The organism is Pantoea sp. DY-5 (genome assembly GCF_019795955.1).
Lineage (GTDB): Bacteria > Pseudomonadota > Gammaproteobacteria > Enterobacterales > Enterobacteriaceae > Pantoea > Pantoea leporis.
This window is the reverse complement of record NZ_JAIMIE010000003.1, coordinates 425,005-444,577: the sequence shown is the minus strand read 5'-3', so window position 1 is coordinate 444,577 and position 19,573 is coordinate 425,005. Positions and strand designations below refer to the sequence as shown.

The 19,573-nt window shown below is 57.7% G+C and carries 16 protein-coding genes; 8 read left to right on the top strand and 8 right to left on the bottom strand.

The annotated features are described in order from the left end of the window. Positions 1 to 28 precede the first annotated feature (28 nt). Positions 29 to 1,264, bottom strand: a complete 1,236-nt coding sequence (sbmA, locus tag K5Y30_RS13070) for a peptide antibiotic transporter SbmA (RefSeq protein ID WP_222211684.1) — start codon at positions 1,262 to 1,264, stop codon at positions 29 to 31. 296 nt (positions 1,265 to 1,560) lie between these two features. Here sbmA and K5Y30_RS13065 point away from each other — a divergent pair, with 296 nt between their 5' ends. The 3 genes from K5Y30_RS13065 to K5Y30_RS13055 are packed head-to-tail and all read left to right on the top strand — an operon-like array spanning position 1,561 to position 5,413. After that, positions 1,561 to 2,295 carry a gluconate 2-dehydrogenase subunit 3 family protein gene (locus tag K5Y30_RS13065; RefSeq protein WP_222211682.1) on the top strand — a complete coding sequence of 245 codons (735 nt, stop codon included), beginning with the start codon at positions 1,561 to 1,563 and terminating at the stop codon, positions 2,293 to 2,295. 2 nt (positions 2,296 to 2,297) lie between these two features. Continuing rightward, a complete protein-coding gene (locus tag K5Y30_RS13060) occupies positions 2,298 to 4,082 on the top strand; it encodes a GMC family oxidoreductase (RefSeq protein ID WP_222211680.1) in 1,785 nt (594 codons plus the stop codon). Positions 4,083 to 4,093: 11 nt separating this feature from the next. Then, positions 4,094 to 5,413 (top strand): cytochrome c, encoded by a 1,320-nt coding sequence (locus K5Y30_RS13055; protein WP_101762363.1) that lies wholly within the window; start codon positions 4,094 to 4,096, stop codon positions 5,411 to 5,413. 196 nt (positions 5,414 to 5,609) lie between these two features. Here K5Y30_RS13055 and K5Y30_RS13050 read toward each other — a convergent pair whose 3' ends face one another. The 4 genes from K5Y30_RS13050 to K5Y30_RS13035 all read right to left on the bottom strand — a co-directional run bounded on the left by K5Y30_RS13050 (position 5,610) and on the right by K5Y30_RS13035 (position 11,678). After that, positions 5,610 to 7,037 carry an MFS transporter gene (locus K5Y30_RS13050; RefSeq protein WP_222211678.1) on the bottom strand — a complete coding sequence of 476 codons (1,428 nt, stop codon included), beginning with the start codon at positions 7,035 to 7,037 and terminating at the stop codon, positions 5,610 to 5,612. Positions 7,038 to 7,227: 190 nt separating this feature from the next. Further along, positions 7,228 to 8,748, bottom strand: a complete 1,521-nt coding sequence (gene abgT / locus K5Y30_RS13045; RefSeq protein WP_222185008.1) for a p-aminobenzoyl-glutamate transporter — start codon at positions 8,746 to 8,748, stop codon at positions 7,228 to 7,230. A gap of 177 nt (positions 8,749 to 8,925) precedes the next feature. Next, positions 8,926 to 10,368: a M20 family metallopeptidase gene (locus K5Y30_RS13040; protein ID WP_222185010.1), complete on the bottom strand. Its 1,443-nt coding sequence runs from the start codon at positions 10,366 to 10,368 to the stop codon at positions 8,926 to 8,928. Continuing rightward, positions 10,365 to 11,678 carry an amidohydrolase gene (locus K5Y30_RS13035; RefSeq protein WP_222185012.1) on the bottom strand — a complete coding sequence of 438 codons (1,314 nt, stop codon included), beginning with the start codon at positions 11,676 to 11,678 and terminating at the stop codon, positions 10,365 to 10,367. The genes K5Y30_RS13040 and K5Y30_RS13035 overlap by 4 nt, the downstream gene beginning before the upstream one ends. A 113-nt stretch (positions 11,679 to 11,791) precedes the next feature. Between K5Y30_RS13035 and K5Y30_RS13030 the strand changes: the two genes are divergently transcribed. Together K5Y30_RS13030 and yjdN are read left to right on the top strand one after the other, a co-directional pair. Beyond that, the gene (locus K5Y30_RS13030) at positions 11,792 to 12,694 is read left to right on the top strand and encodes a LysR family transcriptional regulator (protein ID WP_176970108.1); all 903 of its coding nucleotides are present in this window, start codon (positions 11,792 to 11,794) and stop codon (positions 12,692 to 12,694) included. 77 nt (positions 12,695 to 12,771) lie between these two features. Next, entirely contained in the window at positions 12,772 to 13,203 is a 432-nt protein-coding gene (gene yjdN, locus K5Y30_RS13025) for a VOC family metalloprotein YjdN (RefSeq protein WP_101762355.1), read from the top strand. A gap of 144 nt (positions 13,204 to 13,347) precedes the next feature. On the opposite strand, the gene K5Y30_RS13020 is transcribed toward yjdN, so the two are convergent. The 3 genes from K5Y30_RS13020 to K5Y30_RS13010 form a co-directional block, all read right to left on the bottom strand. Continuing rightward, the gene (locus tag K5Y30_RS13020) at positions 13,348 to 14,214 is read right to left on the bottom strand and encodes a nucleoside-specific channel-forming protein Tsx (protein ID WP_176970110.1); all 867 of its coding nucleotides are present in this window, start codon (positions 14,212 to 14,214) and stop codon (positions 13,348 to 13,350) included. Positions 14,215 to 14,602: 388 nt separating this feature from the next. Next, on the bottom strand, positions 14,603 to 15,961 hold the full coding sequence (locus K5Y30_RS13015) for a HAMP domain-containing sensor histidine kinase (RefSeq protein WP_137384992.1): 1,359 nt from the start codon (positions 15,959 to 15,961) through the stop codon (positions 14,603 to 14,605). Next, a complete protein-coding gene (locus K5Y30_RS13010) occupies positions 15,958 to 16,617 on the bottom strand; it encodes a response regulator transcription factor (protein WP_008105599.1) in 660 nt (219 codons plus the stop codon). The genes K5Y30_RS13015 and K5Y30_RS13010 overlap by 4 nt, the downstream gene beginning before the upstream one ends. A 165-nt stretch (positions 16,618 to 16,782) precedes the next feature. Between K5Y30_RS13010 and K5Y30_RS13005 the strand changes: the two genes are divergently transcribed. The 3 genes from K5Y30_RS13005 to K5Y30_RS12995 all read left to right on the top strand — a co-directional run bounded on the left by K5Y30_RS13005 (position 16,783) and on the right by K5Y30_RS12995 (position 19,438). Further along, entirely contained in the window at positions 16,783 to 17,148 is a 366-nt protein-coding gene (locus tag K5Y30_RS13005) for a helix-turn-helix domain-containing protein (RefSeq protein ID WP_008105596.1), read from the top strand. 75 nt (positions 17,149 to 17,223) lie between these two features. Next, positions 17,224 to 18,114, top strand: a complete 891-nt coding sequence (locus K5Y30_RS13000) for a LysR family transcriptional regulator (RefSeq protein WP_222211675.1) — start codon at positions 17,224 to 17,226, stop codon at positions 18,112 to 18,114. A gap of 112 nt (positions 18,115 to 18,226) precedes the next feature. Next, positions 18,227 to 19,438: an MFS transporter gene (locus K5Y30_RS12995; protein WP_222211674.1), complete on the top strand. Its 1,212-nt coding sequence runs from the start codon at positions 18,227 to 18,229 to the stop codon at positions 19,436 to 19,438. The last annotated feature ends 135 nt before the right edge of the window (positions 19,439 to 19,573 follow it).

The following is a 19,573-nucleotide window of genomic DNA, read 5'->3' as shown; positions in this document are numbered from 1 at the left end:
TTATGCGCACCGTTTCAAAAACCGCACCTTACTCCGCGGCTTCGCGCATCATCTCTTCGTGCGGAATATCCTGCAAAATCTGCTCGAAACTGCGCAGACGTTTGTAGATCGACATCAGCTCAACCAGCGTCGACCAAGAGGTAATGAGATACTGGAATGACGAACGCACCTGATCAAACACGTTAGTAATTTGGTTCATCATGCCCAACGTAATGGATGCGGTCACAATCGACGGTAACAGTAAAAACAGTCCAAACAGATTATCGACCTGCAGATAAAGAATGCGGGTGATATTAAAGTACAGATAGTGGAAATAGAGGCGGAAATAGTTATGGCGTACGCGGCTAAATAACTCTGCCACCGTTGGCGGAGCCGCCCGATCGGCATGATCCTCCCCGTACACCAGCTCTTTACGATAGGCCGCTTCAACCCGTTGATTGCGGAACTCCAGTCCGGGTAGCTTGATACCCACCAGCGCCAGTAAACCCGTACCAAAAATTGACCACAGCAGGGCGGCGATGACCAGCGCGTAAGGAAGATTGCCAAGAATTGGCACCTCTTTAACGTTGGGTGACAGTGCGACCAACACCGGCAGAAATGCCACCAGCGTCATGATAGCCTGAATAAAATTCACTCCCCAATCTTCCAGTGTGCCGGCGAAGCGCATGGTATCTTCCTGGACACGCTGCGCAGCACCTTCCACGTGGCGTAAGCGTTGCCAGTTATGCATGTAGTAGTTGTTCATCGCAGTACGCCAGCGGAATATCCAGTGGCTGATAAAGAAGGAGCTTATTACACCAATCACTACCGCGATCAGCGCGATACCGAGGAAAGCGGTGAGCTGATGGTAAAATTCCTCAATAGTGACGGCATTCGCCTTGCTCAGTGCTTTTTGGATCATATTGCCAAACGGATTATACCAGGCATTGATCGCCACGCTCACCTGCACGCTAAACCAGGTAATGAAGATGATTAACGCAGCCCCCCAAACCGACCAGCGCTGCCATGGATGGTTATCAATCACGCGCCACGCCAGGCCAAAAATCCCGGCAACGATCCAGTAATAGGCATAAAACCACAGTTGGCTGATGTGAATAAAACGGCTGGCATTGGTTGGCAAAGGTTGGTGCATCGCCGCCTGCAGTGCAGGCCAGCGCGCCGGGAAATCACTGAAAAAGCCAAACCAGGCAAAAATCGCCAGCAAACTCCAAATCGCAGCTGAGCTGAAAAACAGCGTTGGCCGCGGAAAAAAGGACTTAAACATAGGCACTCCGCTGTTGTGTGTACGCTTTTATACCGCTTCAGACCTCTATCTGTCTGTTGTGGGTTGTATCAGACGATGTCAGTTTCGCCGCTGCGATGTAAAACGACAGCGGCAATTGTTAAGTAATTAGTGCGAATTTGTTTCTAACAACTGAATTATCCACAGCAATGGTGTTACAATATTTGCACTGTTACCGGTAACAGTGCTGCTGTATCCCTTAAGCTATCAATAAAAAAACAATACAACGCAACTACTTAACTTTCATGCCGCATTATATGTGGTACTGAGGCAATGTCATGTCAGAACAAAAAAATGGTCACACTCGCAGGGATTTTCTGCTGAGAACCATCACCCTGGCGCCGGCAATGGCGGTGGGCAGTACGGCGATGGGCGCACTGGTGGCACCGATGGCCGCTGGGGCAGCAGAACAAAACGCATCACCACAACAGGCGCGTAGCTACCAGCCAACCTGGTTCACCGCCGAAGAGTTTGCCTTTATCACTGCGGCCGTGGCGCGCCTGATCCCCAACGACGAACGCGGTCCTGGCGCACTTGAAGCTGGCGTGCCGGAGTTTATCGACCGTCAAATGAACACGCCGTATGCCACCGGTAACAACTGGTACATGCAAGGCCCGTTCAATCCCGATCTGCCAAAAGAGTTGGGTTATCAGCTGCCGCTGGTGCCGCAGCAGATCTACCGTCTCGGCCTCGCCGATGCCGATGGCTGGAGCAAAAAACAGCATGGCAAAGTGTTTGCCGAGCTGACGGGCGAACAGCAGGACGCGCTGCTCACCGCGTTTGAAAGCGGCGCCGCCGAGTTCCCGCAGCTGCCGGCTAAAACCTTCTTCTCCTTCCTGCTGCAAAACACCCGCGAGGGTTATTTCAGCGATCCCATCCACGGCGGCAACCAGGGCATGGTGGGCTGGAAGCTGATTGGCTTCCCAGGCGCGCGCGCTGACTTTATGGATTGGGTGGAGCGCGGTGAACGTTATCCGTTCCCGTCAGTGGATATTCGCGGGGAGAGGACGTAAGCGTGGCAAATGAATTGAAAAAAGTGGATGCGGTGGTGGTTGGTTTCGGTTGGGCGGGCGCCATCATGGCGAAAGAGCTCACCGAAGCTGGCCTGAATGTAGTAGCGCTAGAGCGCGGTCCGCATCGCGATACTTATCCAGATGGATCTTATCCGCAGTCGATTGACGAACTGACCTATAACATCCGCAAAAAGCTGTTCCAGGATCTGTCGAAAAGCACCGTGACCATCCGTCACGATGCCTCGCAAACTGCCGTACCTTATCGCCAGTTGGCGGCATTTCTGCCCGGCACCGGCACCGGCGGTGCAGGTTTGCACTGGTCGGGCGTGCATTTCCGCGTTGACCCGGTGGAGCTGAATCTGCGTAGCCATTACGAGCAGCGTTACGGTAAAAACTTCATCCCGGAAGGCATGACGATTCAGGATTTCGGCGTCAACTATGACGAGCTGGAACCCTTCTTCGATCAGGCCGAGAAAGTGTTTGGCACCTCGGGCAGCGCCTGGTCGATCAAAGGCAAGCTGCTGGGCAAAGAGAAGGGCGGCAACCCGTACGCGCCAGATCGTTCCAGCGACTTCCCGCTGCCGGCGCAGAAGCGTACCTACTCGGCACAGCTGTTCGCGCAAGCGGCGGAATCAGTGGGTTATCACCCTTATGATATGCCGTCGGCCAACACCTCAGGCCCGTACACCAATACCTACGGCGCACAGATGGGCCCGTGCAACTTCTGCGGTTTCTGCAGCGGTTACGCCTGCTACATGTATTCCAAAGCATCGCCAAACGTCAACATCCTGCCCGCGCTGCGTCAGGAACCGAAGTTCGAACTGCGCAACAACTCTTACGTGCTGCGCGTTAATCTGACCGACGATAAAAAGCGCGCCACCGGCGTGACCTATCTCGATGGTCAGGGCCGCGAAGTGGTGCAGCCTGCGGATCTGGTGATCCTGTCGGCGTTCCAGTTCCACAACGTGCACCTGATGCTGCTCTCCGGTATCGGCAAGCCGTATAACCCGATTTCCAACGAAGGTGTGGTGGGCCGTAACTTCGCCTATCAGAACATTTCGACGCTGAAAGCGCTGTTCGACAAAAACACCACCACCAACCCGTTTATCGGTGCCGGTGGCGCAGGTGTGGCGGTGGATGATTTCAATGCCGACAACTTCGATCACGGTCCGCACGGCTTCGTTGGCGGTTCGCCATTCTGGGTGAATCAAGCCGGTACCAAGCCGATTTCCGGTTTGCCGACGCCGAAAGGCACGCCAAACTGGGGCAGCCAGTGGAAATCTGCGGTAGCCGATACCTACAACCATCACATCTCGATGGATGCGCACGGCGCGCACCAGTCCTATCGCGCTAACTATCTCGATCTCGATCCAAACTACAAAGATGCCTACGGCCAGCCGCTGCTGCGTATGACTTTTGACTGGCAGGATAACGACATCAAAATGGCGCAGTTCATGATCGGTAAGATGCGCAAAATCACCGAAGCGATGAACCCGAAAATGATCATCGGCGGCGCGAAAGGGCCGGGCTCGCACTTCGACACCACCGTGTATCAAACCACGCACATGAGCGGCGGCGCGATCATGGGTGAAGATCCGAAAACCAGCGCGGTGAACCGTTACCTGCAGAGCTGGGATGTGCCAAACGTGTTTGTGCCAGGTGCGTCGGCGTTCCCGCAGGGACTCGGCTACAACCCAACGGGCATGGTCGCCGCGTTGACATATTGGTCAGCCAAAGCGATTCGTGAACAGTATCTGAAAAATCCCGGCCCGCTGGTACAGGCATAAGGAACACGGCGATGATCAAAAGCATTTTAGCCCTGTTTCTGGGCACCATGACGTTCGCCGCAGTGGCGGACGAAGCAGGTTCGGACGCGTTGGTGAAGCGCGGTGAGTATCTGGCGCGCGCGGGCGACTGCGTGGCGTGTCACAGCGCGCAGGGCGGCCAGCCGTTTGCCGGTGGACTGCCGATGGCGACGCCGATCGGCACCATTTACTCCACCAACATCACGCCGGATAAAACCACCGGGATTGGTGACTACAGCTACGACGATTTCCAGAAAGCGGTGCGTCACGGCGTAGCGAAAAACGGCGACACGCTTTATCCGGCGATGCCGTATCCGTCTTACGCGGTGGTCAGCGATGACGACATGAAGGCGCTCTACGCCTACTTCATGCATGGCGTGCAGCCGGTGGCGCAGGCCAACAAAGAGAGCGACATTCCGTGGCCGCTGTCGATGCGCTGGCCGTTGTCCATCTGGCGCGGCATCTTTGCGCCGGATGTGAAAGCGTTCCAGCCGGCGGCACAGGAAGATCCGCAACTGGCACGCGGTCGCTATCTGGTGGAAGGTCTCGGTCACTGTGGCGCTTGCCATACGCCGCGTAGCATCACCATGCAGGAAAAAGCGCTCAACAATGGCGAAGGCAATAACTATCTCGCCGGCAGCAGCGCACCGATTGATGGCTGGACCGCCAGCAACCTGCGTGGCGATAACCGCGATGGCTTAGGCCGCTGGAGCGAAGAGGATCTCAGGCAGTTCCTGCGTTTTGGCCGCAACGATCACACCGCGGTGTTTGGTGGCATGACCGATGTGGTGCAGCACAGCCTGCAGTACCTGAGCGATGACGATATCAGCGCGATTGCTAAGTATCTGAAATCCCTCGGCGCGAAAGATCCGAATCAGGCGGTGTTTAAGCAGGATGATGCGGTGTCTCAGGCGTTGTGGAAAGGTGACGACAGCCAGCCAGGTGCCTCGACTTATGTCGATAGCTGCGCGGCGTGCCACAAAACCGACGGCAGCGGCTATCAGCGCTTCTATCCGGCGCTGCGCGGCAATCCGGTGGTGATGGCAGACGATCCGACCTCGCTGATTCACATCGTATTGGTCGGCGGCACTTTGCCTGGCGTGAAAGGCGCACCAACGGCGATCACCATGCCGGCGTTCGGCTGGCGCCTGAACGATCAGCAGGTAGCGGATGTGGTGAACTTTATCCGTGGCAGCTGGGGCAATGGCGTGAAGTCAAGCGTGTCGGCGAAGGATGTGGCCGAGCTGCGTAAAGACGAAACCGTGCAGCCGAAGCAGGGTAATGCGGATATTAAGGTGTTGGAAGGGCAGTAACCCGTTCTGTGCTCGCTGTCCCTCGTTCTGTGCTCGCTGTCCCCCTCCTCGGTCCTCCCCCATGAATGGGGGAGGAAGATGCTGCCACATGTCAGTGTTGAAGCTGCATGTGGCAGCGTCTCCTTCCCCCGCTAGCGGGGGAAGGCCGGGATGGGGGACAGCCAGCACGATCCGGAACAGCCAGCACGCTCAACCCTCAAATATTCTCCAAATCCATCCCACGGGTTTTCGGCCCGTAAATCCCCACCGACAGCATCACAATCAGCATGCTTAGCACGATAAAGGCGATCACGCCCTGGCTGCCGGCATACTGCAAAATAAGGCCAATCAAAATACTGCTGAACACCGTCGACAGGCGGCTAAACGAGTAGCAGAAACCCACCGCGCGGGCGCGAATGTGCGTCGGGAAAATCTCGGTCTGATAAGCGTGATAGCTGAAGGTTAGCCATGCATTGCTGTAAGTGATCAGGAAACCACAGATGATCATCAGCACCGGATTGGTCATAAACGCAAACAGCGTGCCGAACACCACCGTCATCAGCGATGAAAACACGATCTGCCATTTATTCTCGAGCTTATCGGCGTAGCGGCTGCAAATCAGCGAGCCGAGCGGGTAGGCCAGCGTAATGAAAAACGCATACAGCAGGCTGTGTGTGACGGTCGCGCCTTTGCCCGACAGTAGCGCCGGCAGCCAGTTGCCGAAGCCAAAGAAGCCAATCGCCTGGAAGAAGTTCATCACCACCAGCATCAGCGTGCGCTGGCGATAGGCCGGTGCCCAAATCTCGCTGAAACGCCCTTGCTTAGGTTGCTCAGGTGCGAACTGTCCGCCATCCCGGCCTTCCCCCACAACTGGGGGAAGGGGAGAAGCGATACCACAGCGCTTTTCCATCGCACTCAGCACCTGATGCGCTTCCTGATGTCGTCCTTGTTGCGCCAGCCAGCGCGCCGATTCGGGCAGGTTTTTTCGAATCAGCCAGATCACCAGCGAGCAGACCGCACCGGCAATCACCACCCAGCGCCAGCCTTCAAGGCTGAGAATGGTTTGCGGCACCAGCCACCACGACATCAGCGCCACCGTCGGCACCGACAGGAACTGGATAAAGAAGGAGAAAGCGAACGCGCGGCTGCGCAGATGCGCTGGCACCCATTCGGAAAGATAGGTATCGATGGTCACCAGCTCAACGCCGAGGCCAATGCCGACCAGGAAGCGGAACAGGATAATCATCTCTGCGCTCTGCTGGAACGCCATCAGCAGCGAAAACGCGCCGTACCACGCCAGCGCGCACATAAAGGTCAGGCGGCGACCAAAACGGTCGGCGTAGGGCGCAAGCAAACTCGCGCCGACAAACAAACCGAGGAAAGTAGCGGAGGCAAATGCGGCCTGGTCGGCGATGCCGAACACGCCCGCAGAACCGGTATGAAACACGCCCGCCGCCACCAGGCCGGAGCTGATATAGCCGGTTTCAAACAGATCGTAGAGCTCAAAGAAGCCGCCCAGCGCCAGCAGCGTGATAAAGCGCCACAGACCGGCGGACGAGGGTAGCGCATCAATGCGCCCGGCTAAGGTGCGGCGATCCGCGCTCATGTGATCGTTCGCCATCCCTGTCGACGTGATGGTTGTCATTATTATGTATACCTCGGTGTTTGCAGAACCCGCTGACGGCTGAGATGGGTTTTAAAAATAATTAACCGTTAGCAAGCGAAGGAATAGCAGGATAATAAATTCGCTGAGAGTTGCCGAGAGGCGGGACGGTGACATTTTGGCAACATACGTTGCAGTTCACAGAAAAGTGATCGCCATCCGTGGCGCAGGCTTAGTGCAGGCTTGGGTAGACGCCGGGACCGATCGGTAAACCCAGCGCGTACCACGCCAGCAGCAGCACAATCCAGGTGGTGAAGAACACCAGCGGATAGGGGAAGATCAGCACGTAATAGGTGCCCAGTTGCGCATCTTTTTGATAGCGCTGCAGGAAGCCGAGGAACAGCGGCAGGAATGGCGACATCGGTGCCAGCGGCAACACCGCAGAATCGGCGATGCGGAAGATCATCTGCGCAAAGGCGGGATGGAAGCCAAGCAGCATAAACATCGGCACAAACACCGGCGCCAGAATCGACCAGATGGCCGATCCGCTGGCGATAAACATGCACAGAAACGCCGACAGGAACATCAAGCCCATAAACGCCGGTGCGCCGCTGATGCCCGCGCTCTCTAGCACATCGGTCAGGCCAATGGCCATGAACTTGCCCATGTTGCTCCAGTTGAAGAAGGCCACGAACTGCGACAGCGGAAACACCATCACAATAAAGCCCGCCATGCTCTTCATCGGATCCACCAGCAGCTGCGGGATATCATCCGCGCGGCGAATCTGTTTGGTTACCGCGCCATAGGCAATCGCCACCACAAAGAAGAACAGGATGATGATTGGCACGATGCCCTGAATAAACGGCGAGGGAATAATGCCGCCGGTTTTTGGATTGCGCAGCGGCGCGTGTTCCGGCACCACCAGCAGCACCATCAGCGCGATAAACACCAGCGCGGCGATACCGGCGGCTTTTAGGCCGCGATTCTCTAGCGCGGTGAGCGGCGGCAGACGATCGCTATTGCCGCCGTTCCACGCGGGCAGGCGCGGCTCGACAAACTTATCGGTTAGCAGCGCACCGGCGATGGTCAGCACAATCACCGAACTGGCCATAAAGTACCAGTTGTCGATCACGCTAACGTGTACGGTATCGCTCACCGCTTTGGCGGCTTCGCTACTGATGCCGGACAGCAGCACATCGGTGGTGACAATCAAAAGGTTGGCGGTAAAACCGGAGGCCACGCCCGCGATCGCCGCCATCAATCCCGCCACCGGATGACGTCCCACCGCGAGGAAGATCAGCGCGCCGAGCGGCGGCATCACCACCAGTGCGGCATCGGAGGAAATGTGGCTGAAGAAGGCGATAAACAGCACCATGTAGCTGGCGTAGCGACGGCTGACGCGCGAAGCCATCTTCACCATCAGCGACTGCAGCAGGCCGACTTTTTCTGCCAGGCCGGCACCAATCACCAGCGCCAGAATCGATCCCAACGGCGTGAAGCCGCTGAAGTTTTTGATGATGTTGGGCAGGATCCACTGAATCCCGGCAACGCTCAGCAGGTTGTTGACCCGCACCAGCTCGCCGTTGGCCGGGTTTTTCACCGCTACGTCAAGGCTGCTGAGCACGGCGGTGGCGACCATCAGCACCACAATCAAATAGACGAACAGTAAAAACGGGTTCGGCACTTTGTTGCCAACGCGTTCAATCCAGCTAAACAGCTTTCCGGGGCTGCGGTTCTCCGTTGTTATTTCCATGGCAGGTCCTCATATGTCGTCTTATTGTGTTTGCATGCCCGCTGGGGGCTATATTTTTTGTATTTTTTTGGTATTTCAGTGGTCGCCAGGAATGGCGATTTGTTTCGTGCGTTCATGGTGACGGTCGCCATAAATGGCGACCCTACGACGCAAGGTGTGCGCCGGGAAAACGCATGGTTATTTCAACTTCGACGGTGTGACATCCGCTGGAATCGGGCAGGCGTAAGGCTGCTCGCGGCGCACGCGCTGGAACTCGTCGCGGCAGCGCGCCAGCGCCTCATCATCCTGCAGCAAGGTCAGCGCGGTGGCGGCCATCACTTTGGCGGCCAGACACATGCCTTTGTGCGCAATGGACGTGCGGCCCTGCGCCACCAACTGCCAGGTGTGGAGCGGCGTGCCAAAGGCGAAGCAGGGCGCAAAACACTGCGCAGTGGGCGTCACCCAACTCACATCGCCGACGTCGGTTGAGCCGTAAAGGATCTCGCGCGTCACCGCATAGGGCGCCACTTCATCCATCAAAATCTTGTCGCCCAGCGCCTCTGTCCAGGCAACGCCCGCTTCACCGCCGGTGCGCGCCGCATTGAGACGCGCGTTGCGCAGATCGTCTTTGCTTAGCGTGGATCGTATCTCGGCGGCAAACGCCTGCTCCGCTTCACTGTAGTCAGGCAAACCAAACTGATGCAAATAGCGCTCCATCACGCTTTCCAGCGCGCGATTCGGCACGTAATTGGAGCAGGCTTTATCGAAGCGCACCGTCATCTGCGTGTCGGTCATCAGGGCCGCGCCTTTGGCGATGTTGATGACGCGCTGATAGATATCCTGCGCCTGATCGAGCTGCGGCGCGCGAATCAGGTACAGCACTTCGGCGTCGGCTTGCACCACATTGGGGGAGACGCCGCCGGCATTGGTCACCGCGTAGTGCAGACGCGCTTCCTGCACGATGTGCTCGCGCAGGAAGTTGGCGCCGGTGTTCATCAGCGTCACCGCATCCAGCGCGCTGCGCCCTAAATGCGGTGAGTTGGCCGCATGCGCCGCCACGCCTTTGAAGCGGAAGGCGGCCTGAATATTGGCCAGCGTGCTGAGGTTGAACATGCCGCTGAAACCTTCAGGATGCCAGGTCACCGCCGCGTCGACATCGTCGAACAAGCCTTCGCGCACCATAAAGGTTTTGCCGGAGCCGCCTTCTTCGCCCGGGCAGCCGTAAAAGCGCAGCGTGCCGCGCTGGCCGTGTTGCGCCCACCAGGCTTTGATGGCGAAAGCGGCGGCCAAACCGGCGGTGCCGAGGAGATTGTGTCCGCAGCCGTGGCCGTTGCCGTTTTCCACCAGCGGCTGTGGCGTGGCGCACCCCGATTGCTGGCTTAAACCGGCGAGCGCATCGAACTCGCCGAGAATGGCGATCACCGGTTTGCCGCTGCCAATGCTGGCGATAAACGCGGTGTCGATGTTGCCGACGCCGCGCTCCACGCGAAAACCTTCTTGCTCCAGCGCATCGGCCAGCAGTGCGGAGGACTTTGTCTCTTCAAAACGGGTTTCCGGTACGTCCCAGATGGCATCGCTGAGGGCGGCAAAACGTGGCTGATTTTGGTTGATGTAGCGATCAATAAATTCGCTGTGGCTCATCGCTGGCCTCCAAACTGTGCGTGATTGAGGGCCAGCGTCGCCAGCGTTTGCACCGCGGTCGCCATGATCGCTTCGTCAAAATCAAACTTCGCGTTGTGATGGCCCGCCGCCAGATCGCAGCCGAAAATCACGTAGGAGGATTGGCCGCCGCGCTGCTGCACGCGTTCCAGCATGTAAGTGGCATCTTCCGAGCCCGCCGCCTGCTGTTTCGTATCGACCACTGAGGTGAAAATGCCCAGCGCCTCGGCCTGCTGGTGGATGAACGCCACCCACGGCGGGCTCGGCGTGCAGCTGCGCGCGCCGCCCATCAGTTTGACCTCATATTCCACGCCGTACATCGCTGCCGCACCGGCGATCACGCGCAGCGCCTGCTGATAGATATCATCGTTGACCTGATTGCTGACGCCGCGCGTTTCCACCTTCATCAGCGCGCAATCGGGCACCACGTTGCGCCCGCTGCCCGCCTGCAATACGCCGACGTTGACGCGCGCCACTCCGCCGCTGTGCTGCGGCAGGTTGTGCAGCGCCAGCGTGGCCTGCGCCGCCGCCAGCAGGGCGTTACGGCCCTCTTCGGGTTTGCCGCCGGCGTGCGCGCCGACGCCGGTGAAACTGACGTCGAGTTTGGTGGTGGCGAGGAAGCTGTCGCTGCCACAAACGATTTCGCCGGCGGGCACGCCGGTACCAAGATGAATGGCGGTGAACAGATCGACATCATCCACCACGCCGGCCGCTACCATCGCTTTCGCACCGCGCACGCCTTCTTCCGCTGGCTGGAAAATGATTTTGATGGTGCCGCTCAGCTGCGCTTTCATCTCCATCAATACGCCTGCCAGCGCCAGGCCGATGGTGGTGTGGCCGTCGTGACCGCAGGCGTGCATCATGCCGGGATTGCAGGAGGCAAAGCCTTCGCGCGTTGGCAGATGATCGGCGGCGTGGCTTTCGTTCTGATCGAGCGCATCCATATCCACGCGGAAACCCATCACCGGGCCGGGACGACCGGTTTCCAGTGTAGCGACCACGCCACAAAATCCGCCGGAGAAGTGTTTAATCCACTGCGGCAGCGCGCCTTGCTCCAGCGCGCGCGCTTCCTGTTGCGCCAGCACTTCATCAGAGGGCAATCCCATGCGCGAGTCGGCATCGATCACCTCGCGGCCCAGCTTGAGTTGATAACCAAGACGATGCAGCTCTTCAGCCACCAACGTGGCGGTGCGGAACTCCAGCCAGCCCGATTCGGCAAAGTGGTGCAGATCGCGTCGCCAGGTCTGCATCTGCGGGATGCGCGCGTTGACGAGCTCAGAAAGGGTTTTCATCGGCATTTCCTTTGTGTTGGTTTTTTATGCATTCATCCGAATCTACACATTGGTTTTGCCGCGCATAAGATGCGAATATCTTGCTACTGATAAACAACGGTTATCACCAAACTATGTCTGCGAATCTCAAACTTCATCAGCTGCGCGCTTTTGTTGACGTGGCGCGTCAGGGCAGCATCCGCGCCGCCAGCCGCTTGTCCGGGCTTTCACAGCCTGCGCTGACCAAAGCGATTCAGGAACTGGAGCTGGCGCTGGGCGCGCGCCTGTTCGAGCGGCGACAGCAGGGCGTTACGCTGACCGATATCGGTGATAACTTTTTTAAGCATGCCAGCCTGGTGCTGGAAGAGCTGCGGGTGGCGCAGGAGGATATTCAGCAGCGGCTGGGATTAGCCGGCGGGCGCGTCAACATCGGCGTGGGCGGCAGTATTGCGCGCACGGTTATGCCGCAGGTGATCAATCAGTTTCATCGCGAGTATCCGCTGGTAAAGGTGCGAATTGTTGAAGGCCAGCTGGTTTCGATGGTGCATGAACTGCGTCAGGGCGAGCTGGATTTCACCATCAATACCTACGATAAAAATCATCTCGATCAGGAGTTAATTTTTGAACGGCTGATGGAGCGCGACTATCAAGTGGTGATGCGCAAAGGGCATCCGATGGCGCACGCGCGCACGCTGGCCGAGCTGCAGCACTGCGACTGGACCATGCCGACGCCGCAGGGAAGCTATTATCGGCTGCTGCACGATCTGTTTGGCGAGCGCGGCATGGCGCCGAAAATCGTCGTCACCTGCGAGACCTTTATGGCATGCACCAGCCTGGTGGCGCAGAGTGATTTCGTCAGCATTATTTCGCGCGATGTGATTGAAGATCCTACACATGGCGGCCAGCTGATTTCCCTCGATCTCGACGAACCCTTACCGAAAGCCACTTTCTATCTTATCCAGCGCAAAGACACCGCGTTGACGCCGATGAGCGCCTACATGGCGCAGCTGTTCCGGCGCTACTGTCAGCAAAGGTAAGAGTGCGGCCCGGCTCGCAACTGTATAAATAATGCGCACTACACTTGCAGTGGACGTTCCCTTATGGAGTACAGACCATGCAAGTTACCCCGTATGTGTTTTACAGCGGTCGCTGCGAAGAGGCGATTGCCTTCTACCTCGACGCCACCGATGGCGAGCTGCTGTTCAAGATGACCTATGGCGATATGCCGGATGAAACGCCGGTAGAGGATGAAGGTTGCATCTCGGGCGTGAGCTTTTCGCCGGAGCAGATCATGCATGCCCATCTGCGTATCGGGCAGGGCGAATTAATGATGAGTGACGGCGCACCGCAGGCGGCGTATGGCGGTTTTGCTGTGAGTTTATCCACGCCGGATGAGGCGCAGGGCAAGCGTTGGTTTGATGCGTTGTCAGCGGGCGGTGAGGTGACGAAAAGCTGGGCACCGACGTTTTGGGCCAATGGCTTTGGCATGTTGACCGATAAGTTCGGCGTGCCGTGGATGGTGAATGCGTATAAGCCGCAGATTTAGGTGGGTGCGGTGTTCAACCAGGTGCGCATAAATGCGCACCCTACGTGTAGGGTCGCCATTCATGGCGACCGTTCCACCAACCGCACCATCTCATGGCGACCGTTTCACCAACCGCACCCATCTCATGACGACCGTTACACTCAATTAGAAGTTATAACCCACTACCAGGTAATAGCCAAAACCAGTCGATTTCACTTCAAATGGACCGTTACCGAAGTTCAGCTCCTGTCCATCAGCCCACTGGCCGCCGTTGTGGAAGTAACGCGCCACGGTTGAAACATGCCAGTGATCGTAGTTCAGCGACAGAATGTGGCTCGACGCAATCGAGTTGCTGGTGCGCGAACGATCGGACTTATCACGCAGATCTGAACCCCAGTCGAAGTTGGTGAAGCCGATATAGCTCAGCTTGCCGCCCCACAGATCGGTAATCGGCACAAAGTATTTCACCTTAAAGCGATAACCATCCCAGCTGTTTTCGTTCGCCGCACCGTAGTTTTCCCACTGGTACTTAGCGTAAACGTTCAGCGACAGGCCGATATCGCTGTGCGTATCGATGTCGGTGCCAAGACCCATGTACCAGGTGTTCTGACGGTTATCGCTGTTGCGACCCATGTCATAGATGTAGTTGTTGGCGAAGTACCACTCTTTAAACGGACCAAAAGAGAGATCGGTGCCGGTCAGCTTATCGATGGAGAAACGTGGCTCAATTTCCATGAACATCGGCGAACCGTGGTCGAACACGCCGTTAGCGTTGCTGTTGCCCACGCCGAAGAAGTTGGTCAGATCGAGGTAGCCATAGAAATCGAACCAATCCTTTTTGGCAAAGGCTTCATATTCCAGGTACACGTCGTTGTTGAACTGGGGTCCAAAACGGGTGTGGTAGCTGCCCACCACGTTCACGCTCTGATGCCACCAGTCAGAAACGTACTGCGGATCGCTGTCTGCCGCTTGTGCCGCACCAGTCCAGCTGCTGGCCAATAAGGCCCCTGCTATCAACGCTTTATATTTCATTATTGTTAACCACATGCTTTTGATCGCCGAGCCGTCGCCGCGATCGGGTGAAATTGATCCCAGGGGATGGGCAGTGAGTTGTCGTATCCGGTCTGCATCGCCAGATTTTCAAGCTTGCGTAATGTGCCTGTAACAGAGGCATAGAAAATAGATTTTGGTCACGTTTGTCAAAAAGTGTTGCAGTTTGATTCACTGGAAATGTGATCGCCATCACATTAAACCCGTGTAGCGAACGGAACCCCGCAACCGTTTACGTGTCGCGTACAGCAGGAAACGTGTTTGATATAGGAAAGGGATGTCGCGGCGCGATTTATCGCGTTGTTTTGATGTCGCACCGTGCCCACAGCAACTTTGCGCAATAAATTGCGCCGCTACGGCACGGTGAAGTTTATGGCAATGTCACGCGCACCTGCAGGCCGGCAATCTGCCCCTGCGGATCGTGGCGGTTCGACAGCGCAACCTGCATCTGATGTTTCTGCGCTACGCTGCGCACAATCGACAAGCCCAGTCCGCTGCCTTGCGCCTGCACATCCGGCGAACGGGTGAAGCGGTCAAAGGCACGCTCGATAAAGGATTCCGCCATGCCGGGACCGTTATCGACGATATCCACCACGGTGTGATTGCCGACGCGATGCAGCAGCACATCGACCAAACTGCCTTCTGGCGTATGCAGCATCGCATTGCCAATCAGGTTATCGAACAGGCTGCGCAGATCGGAGCGGCTGGCGTGCAGCCGATAGTGTGTGGTGCCGTTGAAGCCGATATCGATGCCGCGCTTATCCGCCACCACCATCAGCTGCTCAATGCTCTCTTTCAGCAGGTCGTCCAGTTCGATGCTTTCCACTGTGGCGACCACCGATTGATCTTCCTGACGCGAGATATTCAGCAGCTGCGTCACCAGATGGCGCGTGCGCGTCACGCCCGCTTCCAGCTGGTCAAACTGACGGCTGGCTTCACCGGGTTGAATATGTTGCCGCAGATTCTCCAGTTGCAAAGTCACGGCGGTGACCGGCGTGCGCAGCTCATGCGCCGCATCTTCAAGGAACTGGCGCTGCGATGACCATGCCGCGCGCAGTCGATCCAGCAAGGCGTTGTAAGCTGCCACCAGCGGCAGCACTTCATCCGGTAAACCATCAGGTGAAACGCTATGCGGATGCAGGGTTTCCTGCGCTGCGATATGGCGCGACGCCACGCGTAAATCGCGCGTAATAGCACGCACCACCAGCCATATCACAATCAGTGAGAGCGGCATCATCAGCACCAGCGGAATGATGGCGGAGAGCGCTCGCTTGACCATAATACTTTTCATGTAGCCGATATTGTGTAGCACCTGAATGTTGCCAATTTCACTGCCCAGCTCGCCGGGCCGCGTGTAAACACGCCATTCGCAGTCGTCGCCACAGTCTCCGACTTTCAAATCGGTCCAGCCTTTTTTCAGCTGCAATGGCGCATGCAGGCCCGGCCAGGAGCTGGCGCGCAGATGATTGCTTTCGTCCCACAGCTGGACGATATAGGTGCTTTTCAGTTTCTCTTCATGCATCACCATCGGCATTAGGGCCGGCATACGTTGGCTGCTGGCCCACGCATCGGCGATCTTGGCGAGCTGGTCGTCTTTCATGGTGCCCATCATGTCGCCGTAGCAGTGATAGAAATACCAGGTGACGCCGCCAATCATCGCCAGATGCAGAATCACCAGCGTGGCGAGCAGCTTGTTACGCAGCGAGCGCATAAAGGTGAAAGGTTTCATATTGCCGGTACCCGCCAGCCAAGTCCGCGTACGTTGCGGATCACTTCGTTATCCAGTTTGCGACGCATTCCGTGGATCAGCACATCCACCGCGTTGCTGCTGACCTCTTCGCCCCAGCCGTAAATGCGGTTTTCTAACTGTTCGCGCGAAAGAATGGCGCCCGGCCGCTCCAGCAAGGCGTAGAGCAGGGCATATTCGCGTGCGGTGAGCTGTTCGCGCTGGCCTTTGTACAGCACTTCGCGCGTCATGATGTCGATCTGCACATCGCCGCTGCCGAGCAGAGAATCTGCTGCACCGTGGCGACGGCGGGTAATGGCACGCATACGCGCCAGCACTTCTTGCAGATCAAAGGGTTTCAGCAAATAGTCGTCGGCGCCGCTGTCCAATCCCTGAATACGTTGCTGCACGGTATCGCGGGCGGTGAGCACCAGCACCGGCGTCATGTCGCCGCGCGTGCGCGCACGACGCAGCACCTGCAGGCCATCTTCACGCGGTAAGCCCAGATCCAGTAACACGCAGGTATAGCCGCCTTCGGCCCAGGCATTGCTGGCATACACGCCGTCGCGTACCCAATCCACCGACCAACCTGCCGCTTCCAGCGCTTGCTGCAGATTGGCGCCAATCATTTCGTCATCTTCTACCAGCAGCACACGCATGATGCCCTCCAACTTAACTGAACGCAGTGTAGCGACAGATAATTAGGCCAGAATTATACCCGTTTTCCCGCTTGCTAATTCTGCGCTAATTTTCTGCTAATTAAGGGATAAATTTAACGCGCTATTGTGGCGGCACTGGACATATTGCCAACGCAGGAGAATCCCATGAATCAGCGCGAATTTATCCGTAGTTTGCTGGACTGGATAGAGAATAACTTAGGGCACGATCTGCATCTGGATGAAGTCGCACGCCGCTCGGGATACTCCCGCTGGCATCTGCAACGTCTGTTCCGTCAGCACACCGGCTTTTCACTGGCCGAGTACATTCGCCAGCGCCGGTTAACCGAATCTGCGCTGACGCTGATTAACAGCGATGAGGCGATTTTGCAGGTGGCGATGAGTTACGGCTTCGATACGCAGCAGGCTTATACTCGCACCTTCAAAAACTACTTCATGGTGACGCCAGGCCAGCTGCGCCGCCAGCGTCGCGTTGAGCCGGATCGTTTATTGTTCCCATTGGCCGTTGCGTAGGGGCACCATTCATGGCGACCGGGATCGGAGATTTGTTGTAAGCTGCTGTTCTCACTCTCTTAACTGCCAGAGAACATGGATAACAGCGACAATCTCTCCGCCATGATGCTGTTTGCACGCGTCGTGGAACGGCAAAGCTTTAGCGAAGCCGCACGCACCTTAGGCGTCTCCAAATCGCACGTCAGCCGTGAAGTGGCGCGACTGGAAGTGCGCCTCGGCATCAAGCTGTTGCAGCGCACCACGCGCAAAGTGGTGCTGACGGAGCTCGGCCAGGCTTACTATCCGTTCTGCGTGCGCATGCTGGAAGAGATGCATCGCGCCGACGCCTTTGTGCAGCAGGTACATCAACTGCCCGCAGGCAACGTGCGCTTGCAGGCGCCGATCACCTACGGCTGTCAGTGCGTGGTGCCGACGCTGAATGACTTTATTCGCCGCCATATTCACATCAACGTCGATCTCGACCTCACCACCAGCGATGACCCGCAACCCAGCGCCGACGTGGCGATTGTGATCCGCGCGCGTGCGCCCGACGCGGCCAACTATCGTGAACTCGCCAGCATTGATTGGGGCTTGTACGCCACGCCAGATTATCTGGCGGCGCATGCGCCCATCGATCATCCCGACCGCCTGATGCGCCACGACTTGCTGCTGTTTCACGGCCCCGCGCACACCGCCGCGCTGCCGTTTCGCCGTGATAAACAGCGCCTGGCGCTGGATGTGCACAGCCGTTTCCGCGCCAACAACAGTATGGCGCTGCTTAATGCCGCACTGGCAGGCACCGGCATCGCTTATCTGCCCGCTTATATGACGCAAGATGCCTTAGCGCGCGGCGAAATCCAGCAGGTGCTGCCGGAGTGGCAAATGGATCGCCTGCACAGCTATCTGTTGCTGAAAGAGCAGCCGCAACCCTCTTCGCCGGTCACCTTGCTGTGCGATGCGTTAATCAACACCCTCAGCACGGCGTGATTGTTGTTATCTGGCAACAATGCTGCGCCGCCTGGCAATTATCCGCGCTACTCTGTTTTCTGCGAAGCGTCACTGTTAGCCTGCTAAAAAAGCAAAAAACAGGGATATCACCATGCAGCAACCTCCACTCGCGTTAGCGCCCGAACAGCAACACTGGAAGCGAAATTTGTGTGTCTGCGTGCTGGGTTCGTTCAGCACCATTGTGGCGATGACGCTGCTGTTGCCGTTTCTGCCGCTCTACGTGCAGCAACTCGGCGTGCAGGAACCCGCGGCGATTGCGCGCTGGTCGGGTGCGGCCTACGGCGCCACCTTCCTCAGCGCCGCCCTGACCGCGCCGTTATGGGGCAAACTGGCCGATCGCTATGGCCGCAAACTGATGCTGATCCGCGCCAGCCTTGGCATGGCGATTGCGATGTCGCTGATTGGCATGGCCACCGCGCCGTGGCAGCTGGTGGCGCTTCGCTTACTGGCGGGTTTGCTTGGCGGCTACGCCTCGGGATCGACCATTCTGGTGGCGGCGCAAACGCCAAAAGAGCAAACCGGTTGGGCGCTCGGCGTGCTGTCGTCCGGTATTATGGCGGGCAACGTGGTGGGGCCGCTGCTGGGCGGCGTGTTGCCGCCGCTGATTGGCATTCGTCACACCTTCTGGCTGACCGGCGCGGTGATTTTCCTCGCCTTCCTCGCCACCACCTTTTTACTGAAAGAGGTGCCGCGCTCCTCCGGTAAGAAAACCGTGCAAAGCAGTGCAGCCGATGAGGCACCGCCGAATCTGCCGGTGGTGCGCCTGATGTGGCTGTCGGGCATGCTGCTGATTTTCGCCAATATGTCGATTGAGCCAATCATCACGCTGTATATCGGCCAGTTTGTCAGTGGCGATCACGCAATAACCGTCACCGCCGGATTGGTGATGGCAGCCGCCGCGCTCGGCAGCATTATTTCCGCGCCACGTCTGGGACGGCTGGCCGATCGCGTCGGGCATGGTCGCGTGCTGGTGTATGGGCTGATAGCCTGCGCGCTGCTGCTGATCCCGCAGGCGTTTATCCGCGAAGCGTGGCAATTGGTGGTGCTGCGTTTTCTGATGGGCATGGCGCTGGGTGGCTTGATGCCGTGCGTTACGGCGCTGATTCGCCACAGCGTGCCGCAGTCGCAGGTGGGTAAGATGCTGGGTTATTCCACTTCGGCGCAGTATGTCGGCCAGGTTTCAGGTCCGCTGTTTGGCGGCTTTATCGGCGGTGCGTTTGGCATGCGCCCGGTGTTTCTGGCGACCTGCGTGATTATGGCGCTGTGCGCGCTGTTAAACGCGCGGGTGCTGCGTAACCGCTAACCGTTCGACATGATGACCACTCGCGCCCGTAGGGTCGCCATTTATGGCGACCTTCATGATGACCGCACGAGATAATATTGTGCGGTTTTCGCAAAGGTCGCCATAAATGGCGACCCTACAAAAAAGCGGGCCTAA

Coding starts and splice junctions, on each gene's coding strand:
- K5Y30_RS13035 (WP_222185012.1), bottom strand. CDS start 11,678: ATGAAAACCCTTTCTGAGCTCGTCAACGCGCGCATCCCGCAGATGCAG.
- K5Y30_RS13040 (WP_222185010.1), bottom strand. CDS start 10,368: ATGAGCCACAGCGAATTTATTGATCGCTACATCAACCAAAATCAGCCA.
- sbmA (WP_222211684.1), bottom strand. CDS start 1,264: ATGTTTAAGTCCTTTTTTCCGCGGCCAACGCTGTTTTTCAGCTCAGCT.
- K5Y30_RS13030 (WP_176970108.1), top strand. CDS start 11,792: ATGTCTGCGAATCTCAAACTTCATCAGCTGCGCGCTTTTGTTGACGTG.
- K5Y30_RS13065 (WP_222211682.1), top strand. CDS start 1,561: ATGTCAGAACAAAAAAATGGTCACACTCGCAGGGATTTTCTGCTGAGA.
- K5Y30_RS13000 (WP_222211675.1), top strand. CDS start 17,224: ATGGATAACAGCGACAATCTCTCCGCCATGATGCTGTTTGCACGCGTC.
- abgT (WP_222185008.1), bottom strand. CDS start 8,748: ATGGAAATAACAACGGAGAACCGCAGCCCCGGAAAGCTGTTTAGCTGG.
- K5Y30_RS13015 (WP_137384992.1), bottom strand. CDS start 15,961: ATGAAACCTTTCACCTTTATGCGCTCGCTGCGTAACAAGCTGCTCGCC.
- K5Y30_RS13055 (WP_101762363.1), top strand. CDS start 4,094: ATGATCAAAAGCATTTTAGCCCTGTTTCTGGGCACCATGACGTTCGCC.
- K5Y30_RS12995 (WP_222211674.1), top strand. CDS start 18,227: ATGCAGCAACCTCCACTCGCGTTAGCGCCCGAACAGCAACACTGGAAG.
- K5Y30_RS13050 (WP_222211678.1), bottom strand. CDS start 7,037: ATGACAACCATCACGTCGACAGGGATGGCGAACGATCACATGAGCGCG.
- K5Y30_RS13005 (WP_008105596.1), top strand. CDS start 16,783: ATGAATCAGCGCGAATTTATCCGTAGTTTGCTGGACTGGATAGAGAAT.
- K5Y30_RS13010 (WP_008105599.1), bottom strand. CDS start 16,617: ATGCGTGTGCTGCTGGTAGAAGATGACGAAATGATTGGCGCCAATCTG.
- yjdN (WP_101762355.1), top strand. CDS start 12,772: ATGCAAGTTACCCCGTATGTGTTTTACAGCGGTCGCTGCGAAGAGGCG.
- K5Y30_RS13020 (WP_176970110.1), bottom strand. CDS start 14,214: ATGAAATATAAAGCGTTGATAGCAGGGGCCTTATTGGCCAGCAGCTGG.